We start from the raw sequence: 15477 nt of genomic DNA, 5'->3' as shown, positions 1-15477 counted from the left end.
GGATCATTTTGACCATCAAGGAAGAGCAGCTAAAAGAACTGGAATTATTAGCAACTAAAATACGATTAGATACATTAATCAGTATCAAACATATGGGGCAAGGGCATTTAGGTGGTTCATTTTCGATCGTTGAGTTGTTAGCCGTCTTATACGGTAAGCAGATGAAGGTCGATCCTAAAAATCCACAATGGGAAGAACGCGATCGGTTGGTCTTATCTAAAGGACACGCAGGAGCTGGGTTATACAGTGCTTTAGCAAATGTTGGTTATTTTGACAAAGAATGGTTACTGACGATCAATGAAGGTGGAACAAGACTGCCTTCTCATCCGGATCGCCAAAAAACACCTGGTGTTGATGCAACTACGGGTTCTTTAGGTCAAGGGACTTCAATAGCTGCGGGGATCGCTACAGGTTTTAAGCAGGCTAACAAAGACAACTATGTGTACTTGATCGTGGGAGATGGAGAGTTGAATGAAGGCCAGTGTTGGGAAGCATTCCAATATATCGCTCATTTTAAATTAAATCATTGTATCGTGATCATCGATGATAATAAAAAGCAATTAGATGGAGAAACAAAGGACATCCTTGACCCGTTCGATTTACAGAAAAAAATGGAAGCATTCGGTTTCTATACCTTAAAAGTAAAAGGTTCCGATATACAAGCGATTGATGCTGCAATCAACAAATGTAAAGAAGTGACTGATCAAGCAGTTTGTCTTGTACTTGATAGCGTGAAGGGACAAGGGGTTCCATATTTTGAAACTTTAGGCGCGAATCATTCCGTAAAATTCAATACGGAACAAGTCAATCAAGCAGCAGATCAAGCAATCCGAACATTAGAAGAAAAAATCGAGAGGATGCGATAAGGGATGTTCCATTTAACTAAATCGACAGCGATCGAAAAAGAATTACGAACTTGTGTCGTGGAAACCATCAATGAATTGATGGAAAAAGACGAGAAAGTCATTGCGTTAGATGCTGATCTAGGATCTGCAAGTGGTTGGACAGCGATTGGAAAGGAACACCCTGACCGCTTTATCAATATGGGAATTGCCGAAGCCAATATGGTTGGCGTCGCAGCAGGATTAAGTTTGACGGGGTACACACCATTTATCCATACTTTTGGTCCATTTGCGACACGCCGGGTATTTGATCAACTGTTTATTTCAGGTGGCTACGGCGGGAATACCATCAATATTTATGGTTCAGATCCGGGATTTGCTGCAGGGCACAATGGGGGAACTCATACGACTTGGGAGGACGTGGCCTTAATGAAAGCCATCCCTCATTCCGTAGTATGTGATGCGGCAGATGACGTACAAATGGCATGGATCATCAAAGAATTTCATCAAATGTCAGGAATCCATTATGTACGAGGAAATCGTAAAGGCGTCACGCCTGTTTATGAGAAAGGTTCAACATTTGTATTAGGCAAAGGAAATGTTTTGCGTAAAGGGACGGATTATCTGCTGATTGCAACAGGGCAACTCGTTTCTGAAACATTGCAAGTAGCCGAACAATTGATGGAAGAAGGAATCAGCTGTGAAGTGATCGATATGTTTACCATCAAACCGATTGATCGAGAGTTGATCCTCAGTGAAGCAATTGGTAAGAAAAAAATCGTAACCATTGAGAATCACTCGATTACTGGCGGTTTAGGTAGTTCAGTCGCTGAAGTTCTTGCAGAAGAAGGGATTGGCGTTCCTCTGAAACGAATCGGTGTCAATGAACGTTTTGGTCAAGTTGGCACACCAGATTTCTTGCAACAAGAATTTGGGTTGGATGTTGCGGGGATCAAAAAGCAGATGATGGAATAAGTCAGCGTATTGACTACGATTATTTGATAGCGAAAAGGAGTAATGAGAGGGTAACCCTTTTTTACTCCTTTTTTGAGTGGGTGATCTATTAGTAGTACAATGGATTTTTATAGGATAAATATGTTGTCTTATGTTATAAATGTGAGGAGATGAAGAATGTTGATTAACGAATTAGGAGATGATATATGAATGTCTACAGCTTTTCTAATTAGAAAGAAACATGTACATATTTTTTATGATTTGTTATTTAAAGATAAAATGGATTTCTAGTTAGAGCAAAGAAATTTTTATTGATCGATTATGAAAACAAAAAGAGAAATCCGATCAATAAACACTAGATGGAGGAACAGAAATTGTCGAAATCAATAAAAAATATCCTTATAGTAGGAGTAGGTGTGGCTATGTATTTATTTACTGCATATGTCTATCGCCATGTGAGCGTGTTTGCAGAGCCTTTGGATCAAATTGTATCAATCGGATTCTACCATTGTTCAAGGGTTTGCTAATTTGATGATCTTCCTATTATTTACTCCTGCACTGAGAATCATTAGTCTTCTTATCTGCTTGGTTTTACTAGTTGTTGTCAATAAAAAAAGAAAGAAGGATCAGTCTGCTGTTTAAGGAAATTAGTCCGGCAGTGTGTATCATTTATAATTTAACAGAAATAATTAGAGAATTGTAGGTGTTTCAAGTAACCGATGATTCTCTTTTTTATACAGTTGAAAAACAATATATTTTTATGTTTAATAATAAAAATAAAAAACATGAAAAAATTCATAGTAAATTTACTTTTCATTGTGCGTGAAAAAGCAAGAAAGCCTATAAAATAAGTGCTTTTTATTATAATTAACGCACTTATTAAATAAAAAATAAATAGTGTTGTATTACCACTCAAAATAAATTTACTAAATAAAAACATGCATACTGTGTTCAACAAATCGATTTGTATCAAACAAAAAAACAAAAAGGGGAACAAAAAAATGAAAGTGTTCACAAAATTATTTTTAGGAGCATTTGTAGCAACGACGTTAGGAGTAGTCGGAGGAAGTCAAACAGTCTCGGCAGATTTGGATCAAAACATACCAGGTTCTAATGTTGCGGACACCTTTAAAAATCAAGTGGTGAGAATTGAAAGTGCAATGGATTTGGGAAGGGCGTTGGATTGGGATCAATCTAATCTTGACCAAGTAATCATGTACAATAATACTGGCTCATGGAATCAAAAATGGAATATGTTTTATGATTCTAGTGCTGATACATATACTATCTCAACTGATCCTCACCAGATCAACGGCTATATCAGATCAGCAGAATTGGCTGTATCTGACAAAGTTTTTGATAGTCAAGGAAATCCAAAGATTGCTACGACTGGATTAAAAGTAAATTGGAAACTGTACAGAGTAGGCGATGCTGTGGGTGCTGGTGTTTATGTTTTAAAAAATGCTGAATCAGGTAAAGTATTGGATCTGGAAAATGGTAGCCCGTACGACACGAAAGGCCTAGTCGCACGTGAAGGATAGGGTACTGGAACTGCTAGTCAACGATTTATTCTTAGAGTAGTAGGTAACCTTTGATCCTTCGCTAGCTGTATTTCATTTAAATCGAAGAAAAACGAAAAAAGACAAAAACAAAAAAGGGGAATAAAAAATGAAAGTGTTCACAAAGTTAATGGTAGGAGCGTTTGTAGTAACGACATTAGGAGTAGTAGGAGGAAATCAAACAGTCTCGGCAGGCATAGAAGAAAATATACCAGGATCTAATGTTGCTAACTACTTTAACAACAAAGTTGTAAAGATTCAAAGTGAAATGAATAGAGGAATGGTATTGGATTGGGATCAAAGCAATTTAGACCAAGTGATTATATATAATAGTGCTAACTCATGGAATCAAAAATGGAATATGTTTTATAATTTTGCTACTGAGACGTACACTCTCTCAACTGATCCTCATCAGTTCAACGGGTTTATCAAATCAGCCATCCTTATCTGTATCCGAAAAATCTTTTGATAGCAAAGGAAATCCAAGAATTGCAACGACAGGTCTAAATTCAAATTGGCGATTGTATAAAGTAGGTGTAGATGAACTTTTAGGTGATGGACTTTTTGTATTACAAAATACTGAAACAGGTAAAGTACTGGATATTGAAAATGGGGCTCCTTCACAAGGTCAGAAATTAGTTGCTACCGAAGGAGAGGGTCGTGGTACGTCAAGTCAAAGGTTCCGTATTCATATTGTAGGAAATGTTTAACCATATACAATATATTTGATTTGAAAAAATAGTAAAAAAGACATAAAACAGTTTACCTTGTTTTGTGTCTTTTTATTTTGTGTGATACACACATCTATTATTTAATTTGAAAGCAAAGATAAATGGCTATTTCCGGAATGAAGTTGTGGATTCGTTGCTTGCAATGGATGGCTTTCAAACAGCTGATAGCTGTCTTCTTTTCCTTGACAGATCGCCATGATTTGGCGAACACTGTTCATGCCTTCAACTAATACTCCAAAATTTTGTTCACGATTATAATTATAAACAACAGCAGATGGATGTTTCTTTATTCCCATTTCACGGGCCATTTTTTGGTCTGAGAAAAATGCTTCTTTGACAAATTCAGATTGGCGATCTTCTTTGAACATGTTTAGATCTCCAATTTCTGAAAAAATCGATTCAGAAAGCTGTTGAGAATATGGAATTTTTTTACAACTGACTGCTTCTTGTAAACGGCTAAGAAATTGTCTTCCTTTTTTCTTTCCTTGAAAATGCGCAGCTTTGCAATCTAATGCGGCTGAATAAGTAATGGAAAATAGTTTGTTGCGCTCTTCAAGATTAGTTTGAGAAATCCCGTTAGTCTGCATGACATCCCCGATTGTCTGCAAGTTAACTAGTGGTAGAAAACGAAATTGTACTTTGTCTTTCGGCTTCTTTCCATATTCCTCATCGATAAATTGAACGAGCTGTTGCTCTAAATGAAAGCAGTTTTTCCCCAATGGATTAACAAAAAAATAGATTTCGATCATACGAATCTCCCCCAAATTAGATTCTATGCAAATCATGAATAATATTCACAACGTATAACTTACCAGAAAATCCCGAAAAAATGAACTCATGAGCCTTATGAAAATGATAGAGTTCTAATTTTTGGCCTCAAACATTCGTTGGATTTTATTTTTTGAAGGATGATAAGGAATTCCTTGACGTTGAAGGAAGCGCTCAAATGCTACTTTTCCACTGGCAGCATCAGTGACTTCTAATTCTAATTCATAGTCGTGAAGTTGTTCCCCCCAACTTTCGTCAATGGCTAACAAGCCTTCATCAATAGGAAATTCAACACGCTTAGTCGTCAGTTCTCCGATTTCGAACAATTGATTGGAGTCGATCGATAGCTTATGAAGTTTTTCTAAAACAGCGCCCGTTCGTGGCAGTGTCTGATCCTCGATCATTTTAGTGGCTTCTTGGAGCGTATAGGTGTCTGTTGTTTCCAATTTTCCTTCTGCAGCTGGCGTTTTTAACGTGTACTCCGCATAGGTATCTAATAAGCGGATACGTAAGCCACAACCACGCTGTTTTAATTGGAAATCAGGCGTGTCATAATAAATATTGGTTTGGATATGGAAGGATTCCGTTGTAAGTTGATAGTGCGAAAGCAAACGCGTGTAATCTTCCTTAGCTAGCAATGTTTTAAATTCGATCTCTAACATTTCAGTCATTGGCTTCGCCCCTTTTCTTTTATTTTGCCTAATTTTTTGTTTTTGGTCAACTTCAAAGACAGAAGGTGCAAAAAAACTATGTTTATATGTTAGAATATCTATGAATGTTAACAAAGTAGAGGTATAGATTATGGAACGAGACTGGGAAGAGTTTTTAGCACCTTACGAACAAACAGTATCAGAATTAAAAGTAAAACTAAGAGGAATACGTAAACAATTTAGAGAACAAAATCGCCATGTCCCAATCGAGTTTGTGACGGGGCGGGTCAAACCGGTAGAAAGCATCGTTACCAAGTCTCAATTGCGTCATATCCCAATGGCGCGTTTAGAGGAAGAAATGTCAGACATTGCTGGGCTAAGAATCATGTGTCAATTTGTAGAAGATATCCATCAGGTGGTTGAGATCATCCGTAACCGAAAAGACATGAAAGTATTACAAGAGCGAGATTATATCACCAATAAAAAAGCGAGTGGGTATCGCTCGTATCATTTAGTGATCGAATATCCAGTCCAATTGATCAGTGGTGAAAAGAAAATTTTAGCAGAAATTCAAATTCGAACGTTAGCGATGAACTTTTGGGCAACGATCGAACATTCGTTGAATTATAAATATCAAGGTGTATTTCCGGAAGAAATGAGTGAACGATTACAACGTGCAGCGGAAGCCGCGTATCAACTCGACGAAGAAATGTCGAATATTCGTGAAGAAATCCAAGAAGCACAACGGTTATTCTCACATGGCAGAGGCAAATCTGAAGATGCCTATTATCGCTCATTGATCAATCAAGAGAATAAACATGAGGAGGCAAAAGATGAAGGTAGCGATCGTTCATAACAAGGAGCCCAAAACATTAGCAGTCACCGAACGATTGAAAAATCTTTTGGCTCAAGCAAATATCAAAATCGACGATCAACAGCCAGAGTTAGTGATTTCAGTTGGTGGGGATGGGACGCTATTAGCAGCGTTCCATCAATTTAGCCATGCTTTGAACGATGTGCGTTTTTTAGGCGTCCATACAGGGCATCTAGGCTTTTATACGGACTGGCGGGACTATGAATTAGAAGAACTAGTCGATAGCCTGAAAACTAATCGTGAGCAAAGTGTCAGCTACCCGTTGCTGGACGTTCGAATCAGCTATTTAGATGATAAGCCTGATCAACATTTTTTTGCTTTGAACGAGTCGACAATCAAGCGTTCTAACCGAACGATGGTAGCAGATGTGTATATCAAAAACGAACTATTTGAAAGCTTCCGTGGTGATGGTTTGGCATTATCTACGCCTACCGGATCGACTGCTTATAATAAGAGTGTTGGTGGGGCTGTGATCCATCCAAGTATCAATGCATTTCAATTAGCAGAGATTGCTTCATTGAATAACCGCGTTTTTCGTACGCTAGGTGCGCCGATGGTCATTGCTCAAGATGAATGGGTGGAAATTCGTTTAGAGAATACCGCAGATTATTTGGTGACGATTGATCAATTGGACGTTTCAAAAAATAATATACGAGCCATTTATTATCGGATTGCAGAAGAAAGAATCCACTTTGCTTCTTATCGACATATGCATTTTTGGCACCGTGTGAAAGATGCCTTTATTGGTGAGGTTTAGCAATGGAGTTTACATGGATCTATGAAAAAGAGCAAGCGCAACAAGTAAAATATTTTTTAAAAGAAAAAGGGATCTCCAAAGGGCTACTAGCGAAAATCAAGTTTCAAGGCGGCACGATCATGGTCAATGATCAGGTTGAGAACGTCTTGTTTTCTTTGGCTCAAAATGATAAGGTAACCATTGTGATTCCAGCAGAAGGCGAGCATGAAACGGTTCTTTTAGACGAAACACCGATCGAGATCGTTTATGAAGATGAACACCTCTTAGTCGTCAATAAACCAGCTGGAGTATCCTCGATACCGGCACAATACCATCCTACCGGTACGATGGCGAATCGAGTGAAAGCTTATTATAAACAACAAGGCTATGAAAATCAGGTGATCCACGTAGTGACTAGACTAGATCGAGATACTTCAGGATTGATGCTTTTTGCAAAGCATGGTTTTGCGCATGCAAAATTGGACGTACAGCTTCGCGAAAAGAAGTTCGTCAAAAAATATCAAGCCTTGGTCAGTGGCGATGTGGCTACGTTGAAAGCGCATGGGCAGATCGATTTACCAATTGCTCGTGATATGACATCATTATTAAAACGTAAAGTTTCTTCTACGGGGAAAAGTGCGCAAACGGAATACTGGTTAGAAAACAGATCAGCAGAGATTGCACTCGTTGATATCCAATTGCATACGGGGCGCACGCATCAGATCAGAGTGCATTTTTCTGCGATCGGGTGTCCTCTTTTAGGCGATGACATGTATGGGGGAAGGATGGATCAAGACATAGCTAGACAGGCGTTGCATTGTTATGACTTACAGTTCTATCATCCGTTTACAGAAAAATTATTAGCATTCAAACAGCCTTTAGCAAAAGATATGGCAACAATAGTGAAACGATTTGAAGATTAAGGTGAGGTGAGATTGGTTTGGACGAAAATCAAGAATTAGAGGAAAGATTTGCCCAGTTAGCTCAAGATCTAAGAGAAAACAATATTCAAGATTTTAGAAATAACTTCTTGGAGATGCATATCTACGAACAGGGGCAATTCTATCAATCCCTTAAGGAAGCAGATCGTCAACAGATTTATACCTATCTTTCGCCAAAGGAATTGGCGGATATGTTCGATGTCATTGAAGAAGATAACGAATATATGAAGGAATATTTAGCAGAAATGCGTCCTAGTTATGCTGCGGAAATGCTCTCAGAGATGTATACCGATAACGCGGTCGATTTGTTGAATACATTAGATAAGAAACAAGTGGCGAAATATCTTAGCTTGATGGCAGCAGAAGATGCGAGCGAGATCAAAGACCTCTTGCATTATGAAGATGAAACGGCTGGGGCGATCATGACGACCGAATTTATTTCGATCGTTGCGAACCAAACCGTTCGTTCGGCGATGTATGTCTTGAAAAATGAAGCAGATGTGGCAGAAACGATCTATTACATTTATGTAGTCAATCAGGACAATCAACTTGTTGGGGTTATCTCGTTGCGTGATTTGATCGTCAATGATGATGATGCGATGATCTCTGATTTGATGAGTGAACGGGTATTATCTGTTCACGTAGGCGATGACCAAGAAGATGTGGCACAAACTTTCCGTGACTACGACTTTCTTGCGTTGCCTGTCACGGATTATGATGATCATTTATTAGGGATCGTGACTGTCGATGATATCATTGACGTTATCGATGATGAAGCCGCGAGTGACTATTCTGGATTGGCGGGGGTCAACGTCGAAGAAATCAATGAGAATCCAGTAAAATCAGCTTCTCGCCGCTTACCTTGGTTGATCACTTTATTATTTTTAGGTATGTCAACTGCCTCTTTGATCAGTCATTATGAAGAATTGGTCAGTGAAGCAAGTATTTTAGCTGTCTTTATTTCTTTGATCACAGGGACGGCTGGAAACGCCGGTACACAATCGTTAGCGGTCGCTGTACGTCGCCTAGCGATTTCAGATGAAAAAGATCAGGGCTTTGTTCGGTTGATCGTGGCGGAAGTATTGACGGGTTTAGTGACCGGCGCTGTGACTGGCCTAACGATCTTCTTGATCGTAGGATTTTGGAAGCAGAACTTTATTCTAGGCTTTGTTATTGGTATTGCGATGCTATTTGCGATCACAGTGGCAAATCTTGCGGGAAGTTTGATCCCGATGTTGATGGATCGTTTAGGCTTTGACCCTGCCGTTGCCAGCGGGCCATTTATTACGACCTTGAGTGACTTGACCAGTGTATTGATCTATTTCAATATCGCTTCGTTGTTTATGGGGTATTTTATGTAAGATAATAGAGCTAAAATAGTGTCTGGGACATTAGTCCTCTGTACCACCTAAAACCGAATAAACGGCGGGAACAGAAGTAACCTCTTCGGAAATAAGGCGCCATCCACAAAAATTTGAAGAACAATTTTCGTGGATGGCGCCTTATTTCTCGAGGCTGAACACTTCTGTTCCGACCTCTTATTTTTGTTTATTCAGATAAAGGAACGATTTTGGTGCCGTGGACTTCGTGGACTCCTAAAGCATCAGCAACTACTTGTGCATTTTCTGAAGTGATACCACCACCAGGTAAAATGATGATTCGACCGTCTGCATGAGCGATCAACTGTTTTAAGTGTGCAAAATTATCTTCGATGTTTGTACCGGCAACACCGCCATGTGTCAAGATACGATGAACGCCATGTTCAACCAACCAATCGATGGCTTCGTATTGACGTTCTTGAGGAATCGCATCAAACGCCATGTGGAAGGTGATCTGTAGGCCTTCTGCGGAGTCGATCAAGACTTCCAGTGCTTCTTCATCTAACCAACCAGAAGGAGTCAAGCAACCGATCACTACACCATCAGTTCCTAGTTTTTTGGCTTCAATCAAGTCAGTGTGCATGATTTTCAATTCGATATCATTATAAACAAAATCGCCACCACGTGGTCGGATGATCGTCATGACAGGTACACTTTTTTCATTAGCGTAGCTCAATACTTCTTCAATGACACCAGTACTTGGTGTAGTGCCACCTACTGCTAGGTTGTCACATAATTCGATCCGATTGGCTCCATTTGCGATGGCTAACGGGATCGATGTATAATTCTCCGCACAAAATTCTTTGATCATATTCTTGCTCCTTTATTATGTCTACTTTTGTTGAAATTATACCATAGTTTTTACAGTTGCTAAAGCGCTCTTCAAACGGTAAGATGAAGGGGATAGCATGATAGGCAACATCGGATAACGAATGTTTTTAAAGAAAGTTTTTTATCTTTATATGACTATCTCACTACGTATTTTAAAGGAATGAATAATCACTATGTTAAAGAAAATAGACCAGAGTCGACTATTTTTATCAGAGAATGCCCAAATGTTCCGCTGTCCGTTATGTCAAGCATCCTTTTTATCGACCACGAATGGGCTTATTTGCCAAAAGAATCATCGTTTTGATTTATCTAAAAAGGGAACGTTGTATTTTTTATCTCACGCAATCAAAACCGAATATGATCAAGGTATGTTTGCTCCAAGAAGACGAATGATCCAATCAGGTATGTATCAACCATTGATCGAACAGTTAGCTAAGCATCTACCAAGTGATGCGACTGTTCTAGATGTCGGTTGTGGAGAAGGGAGCTTTTTGGCGGCCATCGATCAATTACAACCATTAAAACAAGCAATTGGCTTTGATATCGCGAAAGAAGGTGTCTATGCAGCCACTGAACAGCCGATGCAAGCATTTTGGTGTGTCGCGGATTTAACGAATTTGCCTTTTGCGGATCAACAATTTTCGACGATATTGAATATTTTCTCGCCTTCTCACTATCAAGAGTTTCAGCGAGTACTTGCAGATGACGGCATGGTATTAAAAGTCGTTCCACAATCAGGCTATTTAAAAGAATTACGCCAAGCTTTTTATCCAGATCAGCCAGAAAAACACCATTATTCTAACGAACGTGTTGTTGACAAATTCATGGAATCAATGGCGTCAGTGGAACGTCAACGTGTGACGTATGAATTTACGATTCCTGAAGAAAATCGCCGTGATCTCTTGGCAATGTCGCCACTGGAATGGCAAGTAGCAAAAGAAATAAAAGAGGCTCTGATGGAAGAACCCCTTAGAAAAATTACAATTGACGTAGAATTGTTAAAAGGAAATAAGAGAAAACGATTCCAATAAGAATATTATAGAGTTAAGGTTGCAAAAAGCGTTTAATGGTGATATAGTAGCAACAAGTTGTTTTTTCATTGGTTTTTATCAGGTTCCTGTTCTGATAAAAGATAGTGAAAAGAGCTTCACTAACGTAACGACTCGCAGTGACTGACACCGAGTTGATACGTTTTTTTTTATGCAAAAATCAAGATTTAGTCTAAAATGGATTTCACATATACATGAGAGGATGAATAGTATGAACCACATCGTTTTATTTGAACCTTTGATTCCTGCAAACACAGGAAACATTGCACGAACATGTGCAGCGACCAACACACCGTTACACTTGATCGAACCACTAGGATTTTCAACAGATGATAAACAGCTGAAACGAGCGGGGCTTGATTATTGGCATGATGTGGATATCACGTATCATGCAGATCTACCAGCATTTATGGCTTACTTAGGCGATAGAAAGTTACATTTGATCTCCAAATTTGCGAATAAAGTATACAGTGATGAAAACTTTGCAGATGGCGAAGAGCATTTCTTTTTGTTTGGGAAAGAAACAACTGGATTACCGGAACCCTTTATGCGCGAGCATGAAGAAAAATGCTTACGTATCCCTATGAATGATACACACGTCCGTTCATTGAATCTATCGAATACAGCGGCAATGATCGTGTATGAGGCATTGCGTCAACAAGGTTTCCCAAATTTAGAGTTAACACATCATTACGAAAATGATAAGCTAGACTAAAGGTTGTAAAGAGAGGTTTCGCTCCTATTAAGAAGACGAAGTTGAGAAAATAGTTTCTCTTGCTGCTCAACCTTCGTTTTGATAGAGTAGGAGCTTCCTTTTGCATTTCCTTGATCGAGGGTGTGGATGAAGTATATTTCGTGAACATCGCTGATCGAAAACAAGACTACATAAACGATAGCACAGTTTTTTTACAGTCGATTTTTAGCGATATTCAATTGGCGAAAGCCTCTATTTTTTAGAAACAAGCTTTTCTACACGGTCCAACAGGAAAATCCTATATGATAGTATATATATACAAGTACGGAGTGAGGAGTCTAACATCTATGGAACTATACTTTACAAGACATGGTAAAACGGAATGGAATCTTGAAAGACGCTTTCAAGGAAGCCAAGGAGACTCACCGTTGTTACCTCAAAGCTATGAGGAGATCAAGACATTCGGCCAAATGGTCAAGTCTGTTCCTTTTGAAGCTATTTATTGCAGTACGGCAAAACGTGCAAGAGATACAGCAAAAGGGATCAATCAAGAATTGGACCATCCGACAGAAATCATTTATACAGATAAATTAAGAGAATTAGGTTTAGGAAAACTGGAAGGACAGTCGATCGAAGAGATGTACAAAAAATTTCCAGAGAACTTACCTAATTTACGAAATCATTTAGATAAATATGATCCAACACCTTTTGAAGGAGAGCCGATCACCGAAGCAATCACGCGGATCGAAGCCGTTGTTGCGGATGCAGTCTGTCAACATCAAGGGCCTATTCTATTTGTAGGGCATGGTGCCTCTTTAACTGCTGCGATCCAGTGGATGACTGGTAAAGAATTAGGTCAGTTACGAGAAATGGGCGGTTTATTCAATAGTAGCTTGACGATTTTAGAAACAGGAGAACCAAACAATCTGTTACCATATGACCTTAAAGTATGGAATCAGGTGGATTTTTTAGGTAATGGACAGCCAGAGCCTTTACTATAAATAAAGGAGGCGGCCTCGATGGAGCCAGAAGAAATGCCTTATTTTGTCGGCACAGTTGCCGCTATCTTTTTTCAAAATCCTAGTAATTTTTATAAAGTATTGCTCATCCAAGTCAGTGAAACAAGTGTTGATTATCGGGAAAAAGAAATTGTCGCAACTGGTAGTTTTGGCGATATCCAAGAGAACGAAGTGTATCGTTTTTATGGTGAGCTAGTTGATCATCCTAAATATGGCAGACAGTTGAAGGTAGAGCGTTACGAACAGGAAAAGCCGACGACAGCCAACGGGATCGTCAACTACCTATCAAGTGACAAGTTTCCCGGTATCGGAAAAAAAACCGCAGAGAAAATCGTGGAACTGCTTGGTGAAGATGCGATTGAAAAAATCATCGAAGATCCTGCGCAATTGCAACAGATTTCAGGTTTAACGAAGCCAAAAAGAGAAATGATTGCTGAAACGATCCGTTTGAATCATGGAATGGATCAAGTGATCATGGGGTTGAACCGTTACGGATTTGGGAGTCAATTAGCCTTTAGTATCTATCAAGCTTACAAAAATGAAGCGTTGGATATCATTCAAGAAAATCCTTACCAATTAGTCGAAGAGATTGAAGGAATCGGCTTTAAACGTGCAGATAACTTAGCTGAACAAATCGGCATTGCTGCTGACTCGCCACGACGCATCAGAGCAGCGATCTTGCACCAGATTTTCCAACAGGCGATCCAAACCGGTGATACCTATGTGCCTGCTGAATCTTTATTGCAGCAGACGATCAAAATCTTGGAATCAAGTCGTCCAATCGAAATCGAACCGGATCAAGTAGCGACTGTCATTATTCAGTTAGTGGAAGAGGGAAAGATCCAACAAGAAGAAACGAATCTATATGAAAATAGTTTGTATTTTTCTGAATGGGGGATTGGCAATTCGATCCAACGCTTGTTGAGTCGAAAAAAGGAAATCAAGTACGAACCAAAAGAAATTAAAAAGAATATTCGACGAATTGAGAAAATGTTTGGTATCCAGTATGGGGATTCACAAGAAGAAGCGATTTCTGAAGCGATTCGCTCACCACTATTTATCTTGACTGGTGGTCCAGGAACTGGAAAAACTACAGTGATCAATGGCATCGTTCATCTGTTTGCAGAGTTAAACGGCTTAGATCTTGATCCGACGAAATATACACAAGAGATTTTTCCGATCCTCTTAGCTGCACCCACAGGACGGGCTGCTAAACGGATGAATGAAACGACTGGCTTGCCAGCTAGTACGATCCACCGGCTTTTAGGTTTGAATGGTCGTGAAAAAACCCCTTCAATCAGCACGAAGGAATTAGACGGTGGCTTATTGATCGTCGATGAAATGTCGATGGTTGATACATGGTTGGCCAATACACTGTTCAAGGCGATCCCTACGAATATGCAAGTGATCTTAGTAGGGGACAAGGATCAGCTACCATCAGTAGGTCCTGGGCAAGTCTTGCATGATCTATTAGAAATCGATCAAATCCCTAAAATCGAATTGAATCAGATCTATCGTCAAGGCGATGGCTCAAGTATCATTCCTTTGGCTCATGAGATCAAAGAAGGAAGATTGCCAGCAGATTTTACGAAAAATCAAAAGGATCGCTCTTTCTTTGCAAGTGATGCGTATCAAATCGAACCATTGATTTCTAAAATCGTGGAAAAGGCGAAAAACAAAGGATTTACTGCACAAGATATTCAGGTGTTGGCACCGATGTATCGCGGTGCAGCTGGTATCGATGCCTTGAATAAAATGATGCAAAATATTTTCAATCCAGGCGGTGGGAATCGGAAAGAAGTTCACTGGAATGATACAGTTTATCGAATCGGGGATAAAGTACTCCATTTGGTCAATACGCCAGAATTAAATGTGTTCAATGGTGACATGGGGGTAATCACGGGAATTGTTTTAGCAAAAGATTCGGAAGATAAGGTGGACGAACTCGTCATCCAATTTGATGCCAATGAAGTGAGTTACAAACGAAATGAATGGAATAAGATCACCCTGTCTTATTGTTGCTCGATCCATAAATCCCAAGGTAGCGAGTTTAAGATGGTGATTTTGCCGATGGTTCATCAATACCAACGAATGCTCCAAAGGAATCTGTTGTATACAGCGGTTACTCGTAGTAAGGAATTATTGATTTTGTTAGGGGAAGAGCAAGCATATTTGACATGTGCAAAAAACGAATCCGCTGTTCGATTGACGACACTGAAGAAGCGGATCGAAGATAACGAAATGACTCTTAATCTGCGTACGAAATTAGCCGCTTATGAAGATTCCTTGACAGGTGATGATCCATTTGAAGAAGGAACGTATTCGGCAGCCATTGAACAAGTGTCTGAGCCAACAAAACAAATAGAGGACCGTAAAGAGGCAACTGACCAAGCGCAGGAAGTTTCGCTTTTTGCCATCGAAGAAGAAAAAAATGAAGTGAAAGAAGCTGA

Annotated in this window: 15 protein-coding genes and 1 pseudogene; 13 read left to right on the top strand and 3 right to left on the bottom strand. The window is 39.4% G+C overall.

Annotated features, from left to right (window positions below; all coding sequences use genetic code 11):
• The first annotated feature begins 8 nt into the window (after nucleotides 1–8).
• The 5 genes from ACH0AK_RS12020 (at nucleotide 9) to ACH0AK_RS12000 (ending at nucleotide 4065) form a co-directional block, all read left to right on the top strand.
• A complete protein-coding gene (locus ACH0AK_RS12020; RefSeq protein ID WP_010734250.1) occupies nucleotides 9–866 on the top strand; it encodes a transketolase in 858 nt (285 codons plus the stop codon).
• Between the two features lie 3 nt (nucleotides 867–869).
• On the top strand, nucleotides 870–1817 hold the full coding sequence (locus ACH0AK_RS12015) for a transketolase family protein (protein WP_023520416.1): 948 nt from the start codon (nucleotides 870–872) through the stop codon (nucleotides 1815–1817).
• A 980-nt stretch (nucleotides 1818–2797) separates the two neighbouring features.
• The gene (locus ACH0AK_RS12010) at nucleotides 2798–3337 is read left to right on the top strand and encodes a ricin-type beta-trefoil lectin domain protein (RefSeq protein ID WP_023520414.1); all 540 of its coding nucleotides are present in this window, start codon (nucleotides 2798–2800) and stop codon (nucleotides 3335–3337) included.
• Nucleotides 3338–3464: 127 nt separating this feature from the next.
• A complete protein-coding gene (locus ACH0AK_RS12005) occupies nucleotides 3465–3824 on the top strand; it encodes a ricin-type beta-trefoil lectin domain protein (protein WP_224434923.1) in 360 nt (119 codons plus the stop codon).
• 52 nt (nucleotides 3825–3876) lie between these two features.
• Nucleotides 3877–4065, top strand: coding sequence for an RICIN domain-containing protein (locus ACH0AK_RS12000; RefSeq protein WP_023520412.1), 189 nt, complete (start codon nucleotides 3877–3879; stop codon nucleotides 4063–4065).
• Between the two features lie 101 nt (nucleotides 4066–4166).
• Here ACH0AK_RS12000 and ACH0AK_RS11995 read toward each other — a convergent pair whose 3' ends face one another.
• Nucleotides 4167–4835, bottom strand: coding sequence for a DsbA family protein (locus tag ACH0AK_RS11995; protein ID WP_023520411.1), 669 nt, complete (start codon nucleotides 4833–4835; stop codon nucleotides 4167–4169).
• A gap of 114 nt (nucleotides 4836–4949) precedes the next feature.
• Entirely contained in the window at nucleotides 4950–5525 is a 576-nt protein-coding gene (locus tag ACH0AK_RS11990) for a CYTH domain-containing protein (RefSeq protein WP_499796929.1), read from the bottom strand.
• A 130-nt stretch (nucleotides 5526–5655) separates the two neighbouring features.
• Here ACH0AK_RS11990 and yjbM point away from each other — a divergent pair, with 130 nt between their 5' ends.
• From yjbM to mgtE, 4 genes are read left to right on the top strand one after another with little or no spacing between them, the layout of a single operon-like run.
• Nucleotides 5656–6360, top strand: a complete 705-nt coding sequence (gene yjbM / locus ACH0AK_RS11985) for a GTP diphosphokinase (RefSeq protein WP_019722324.1) — start codon at nucleotides 5656–5658, stop codon at nucleotides 6358–6360.
• Entirely contained in the window at nucleotides 6338–7135 is a 798-nt protein-coding gene (locus ACH0AK_RS11980; protein WP_010734258.1) for an NAD kinase, read from the top strand. The genes yjbM and ACH0AK_RS11980 overlap by 23 nt, the downstream gene beginning before the upstream one ends.
• A 2-nt stretch (nucleotides 7136–7137) precedes the next feature.
• Nucleotides 7138–8037 (top strand): RluA family pseudouridine synthase, encoded by a 900-nt coding sequence (locus ACH0AK_RS11975; protein WP_010734259.1) that lies wholly within the window; start codon nucleotides 7138–7140, stop codon nucleotides 8035–8037.
• A 17-nt stretch (nucleotides 8038–8054) separates the two neighbouring features.
• Complete coding sequence (gene mgtE / locus ACH0AK_RS11970; RefSeq protein WP_010734260.1) at nucleotides 8055–9416, top strand: magnesium transporter; 1362 nt, start codon at nucleotides 8055–8057, stop codon at nucleotides 9414–9416.
• Between the two features lie 187 nt (nucleotides 9417–9603).
• Here mgtE and ACH0AK_RS11965 read toward each other — a convergent pair whose 3' ends face one another.
• Complete coding sequence (locus tag ACH0AK_RS11965) at nucleotides 9604–10245, bottom strand: copper homeostasis protein CutC (RefSeq protein ID WP_023520410.1); 642 nt, start codon at nucleotides 10243–10245, stop codon at nucleotides 9604–9606.
• A gap of 193 nt (nucleotides 10246–10438) precedes the next feature.
• On the opposite strand from ACH0AK_RS11965, the gene ACH0AK_RS11960 reads away from it, so the two are divergent.
• The 4 genes and pseudogenes from ACH0AK_RS11960 to recD2 all read left to right on the top strand — a co-directional run.
• Nucleotides 10439–11296, top strand: coding sequence for a methyltransferase domain-containing protein (locus ACH0AK_RS11960; protein WP_041684305.1), 858 nt, complete (start codon nucleotides 10439–10441; stop codon nucleotides 11294–11296).
• Between the two features lie 229 nt (nucleotides 11297–11525).
• Nucleotides 11526–12029 (top strand): tRNA (cytidine(34)-2'-O)-methyltransferase, encoded by a 504-nt coding sequence (locus tag ACH0AK_RS11955; RefSeq protein WP_010734263.1) that lies wholly within the window; start codon nucleotides 11526–11528, stop codon nucleotides 12027–12029.
• A gap of 326 nt (nucleotides 12030–12355) precedes the next feature.
• Nucleotides 12356–13009, top strand: a complete 654-nt coding sequence (locus ACH0AK_RS11950) for a histidine phosphatase family protein (protein WP_010734264.1) — start codon at nucleotides 12356–12358, stop codon at nucleotides 13007–13009.
• Between the two features lie 18 nt (nucleotides 13010–13027).
• A pseudogene (gene recD2, locus ACH0AK_RS11945) lies at nucleotides 13028–15350 on the top strand (SF1B family DNA helicase RecD2); the annotation flags it as partial.
• Nucleotides 15351–15477 lie beyond the last annotated feature (127 nt).

The organism is Enterococcus pernyi, assembly GCF_045371165.1.
In the GTDB taxonomy this organism is placed as follows: Bacteria; Bacillota; Bacilli; order Lactobacillales; family Enterococcaceae; genus Enterococcus_B; species Enterococcus_B pernyi.
Note: the sequence above shows the minus strand (reverse complement) of the source record. Positions and strands in the feature narration are given on the sequence as shown.

Coding starts and splice junctions, on each gene's coding strand:
- ACH0AK_RS12005 (WP_224434923.1), top strand. CDS start 3,465: ATGAAAGTGTTCACAAAGTTAATGGTAGGAGCGTTTGTAGTAACGACA.
- ACH0AK_RS12015 (WP_023520416.1), top strand. CDS start 870: ATGTTCCATTTAACTAAATCGACAGCGATCGAAAAAGAATTACGAACT.
- ACH0AK_RS11995 (WP_023520411.1), bottom strand. CDS start 4,835: ATGATCGAAATCTATTTTTTTGTTAATCCATTGGGGAAAAACTGCTTT.
- yjbM (WP_019722324.1), top strand. CDS start 5,656: ATGGAACGAGACTGGGAAGAGTTTTTAGCACCTTACGAACAAACAGTA.
- ACH0AK_RS11965 (WP_023520410.1), bottom strand. CDS start 10,245: ATGATCAAAGAATTTTGTGCGGAGAATTATACATCGATCCCGTTAGCC.
- ACH0AK_RS11990 (WP_499796929.1), bottom strand. CDS start 5,525: ATGACTGAAATGTTAGAGATCGAATTTAAAACATTGCTAGCTAAGGAA.
- ACH0AK_RS12010 (WP_023520414.1), top strand. CDS start 2,798: ATGAAAGTGTTCACAAAATTATTTTTAGGAGCATTTGTAGCAACGACG.
- ACH0AK_RS11980 (WP_010734258.1), top strand. CDS start 6,338: ATGAAGGTAGCGATCGTTCATAACAAGGAGCCCAAAACATTAGCAGTC.
- ACH0AK_RS11960 (WP_041684305.1), top strand. CDS start 10,439: ATGTTAAAGAAAATAGACCAGAGTCGACTATTTTTATCAGAGAATGCC.
- ACH0AK_RS11955 (WP_010734263.1), top strand. CDS start 11,526: ATGAACCACATCGTTTTATTTGAACCTTTGATTCCTGCAAACACAGGA.
- ACH0AK_RS11950 (WP_010734264.1), top strand. CDS start 12,356: ATGGAACTATACTTTACAAGACATGGTAAAACGGAATGGAATCTTGAA.
- ACH0AK_RS11975 (WP_010734259.1), top strand. CDS start 7,138: ATGGAGTTTACATGGATCTATGAAAAAGAGCAAGCGCAACAAGTAAAA.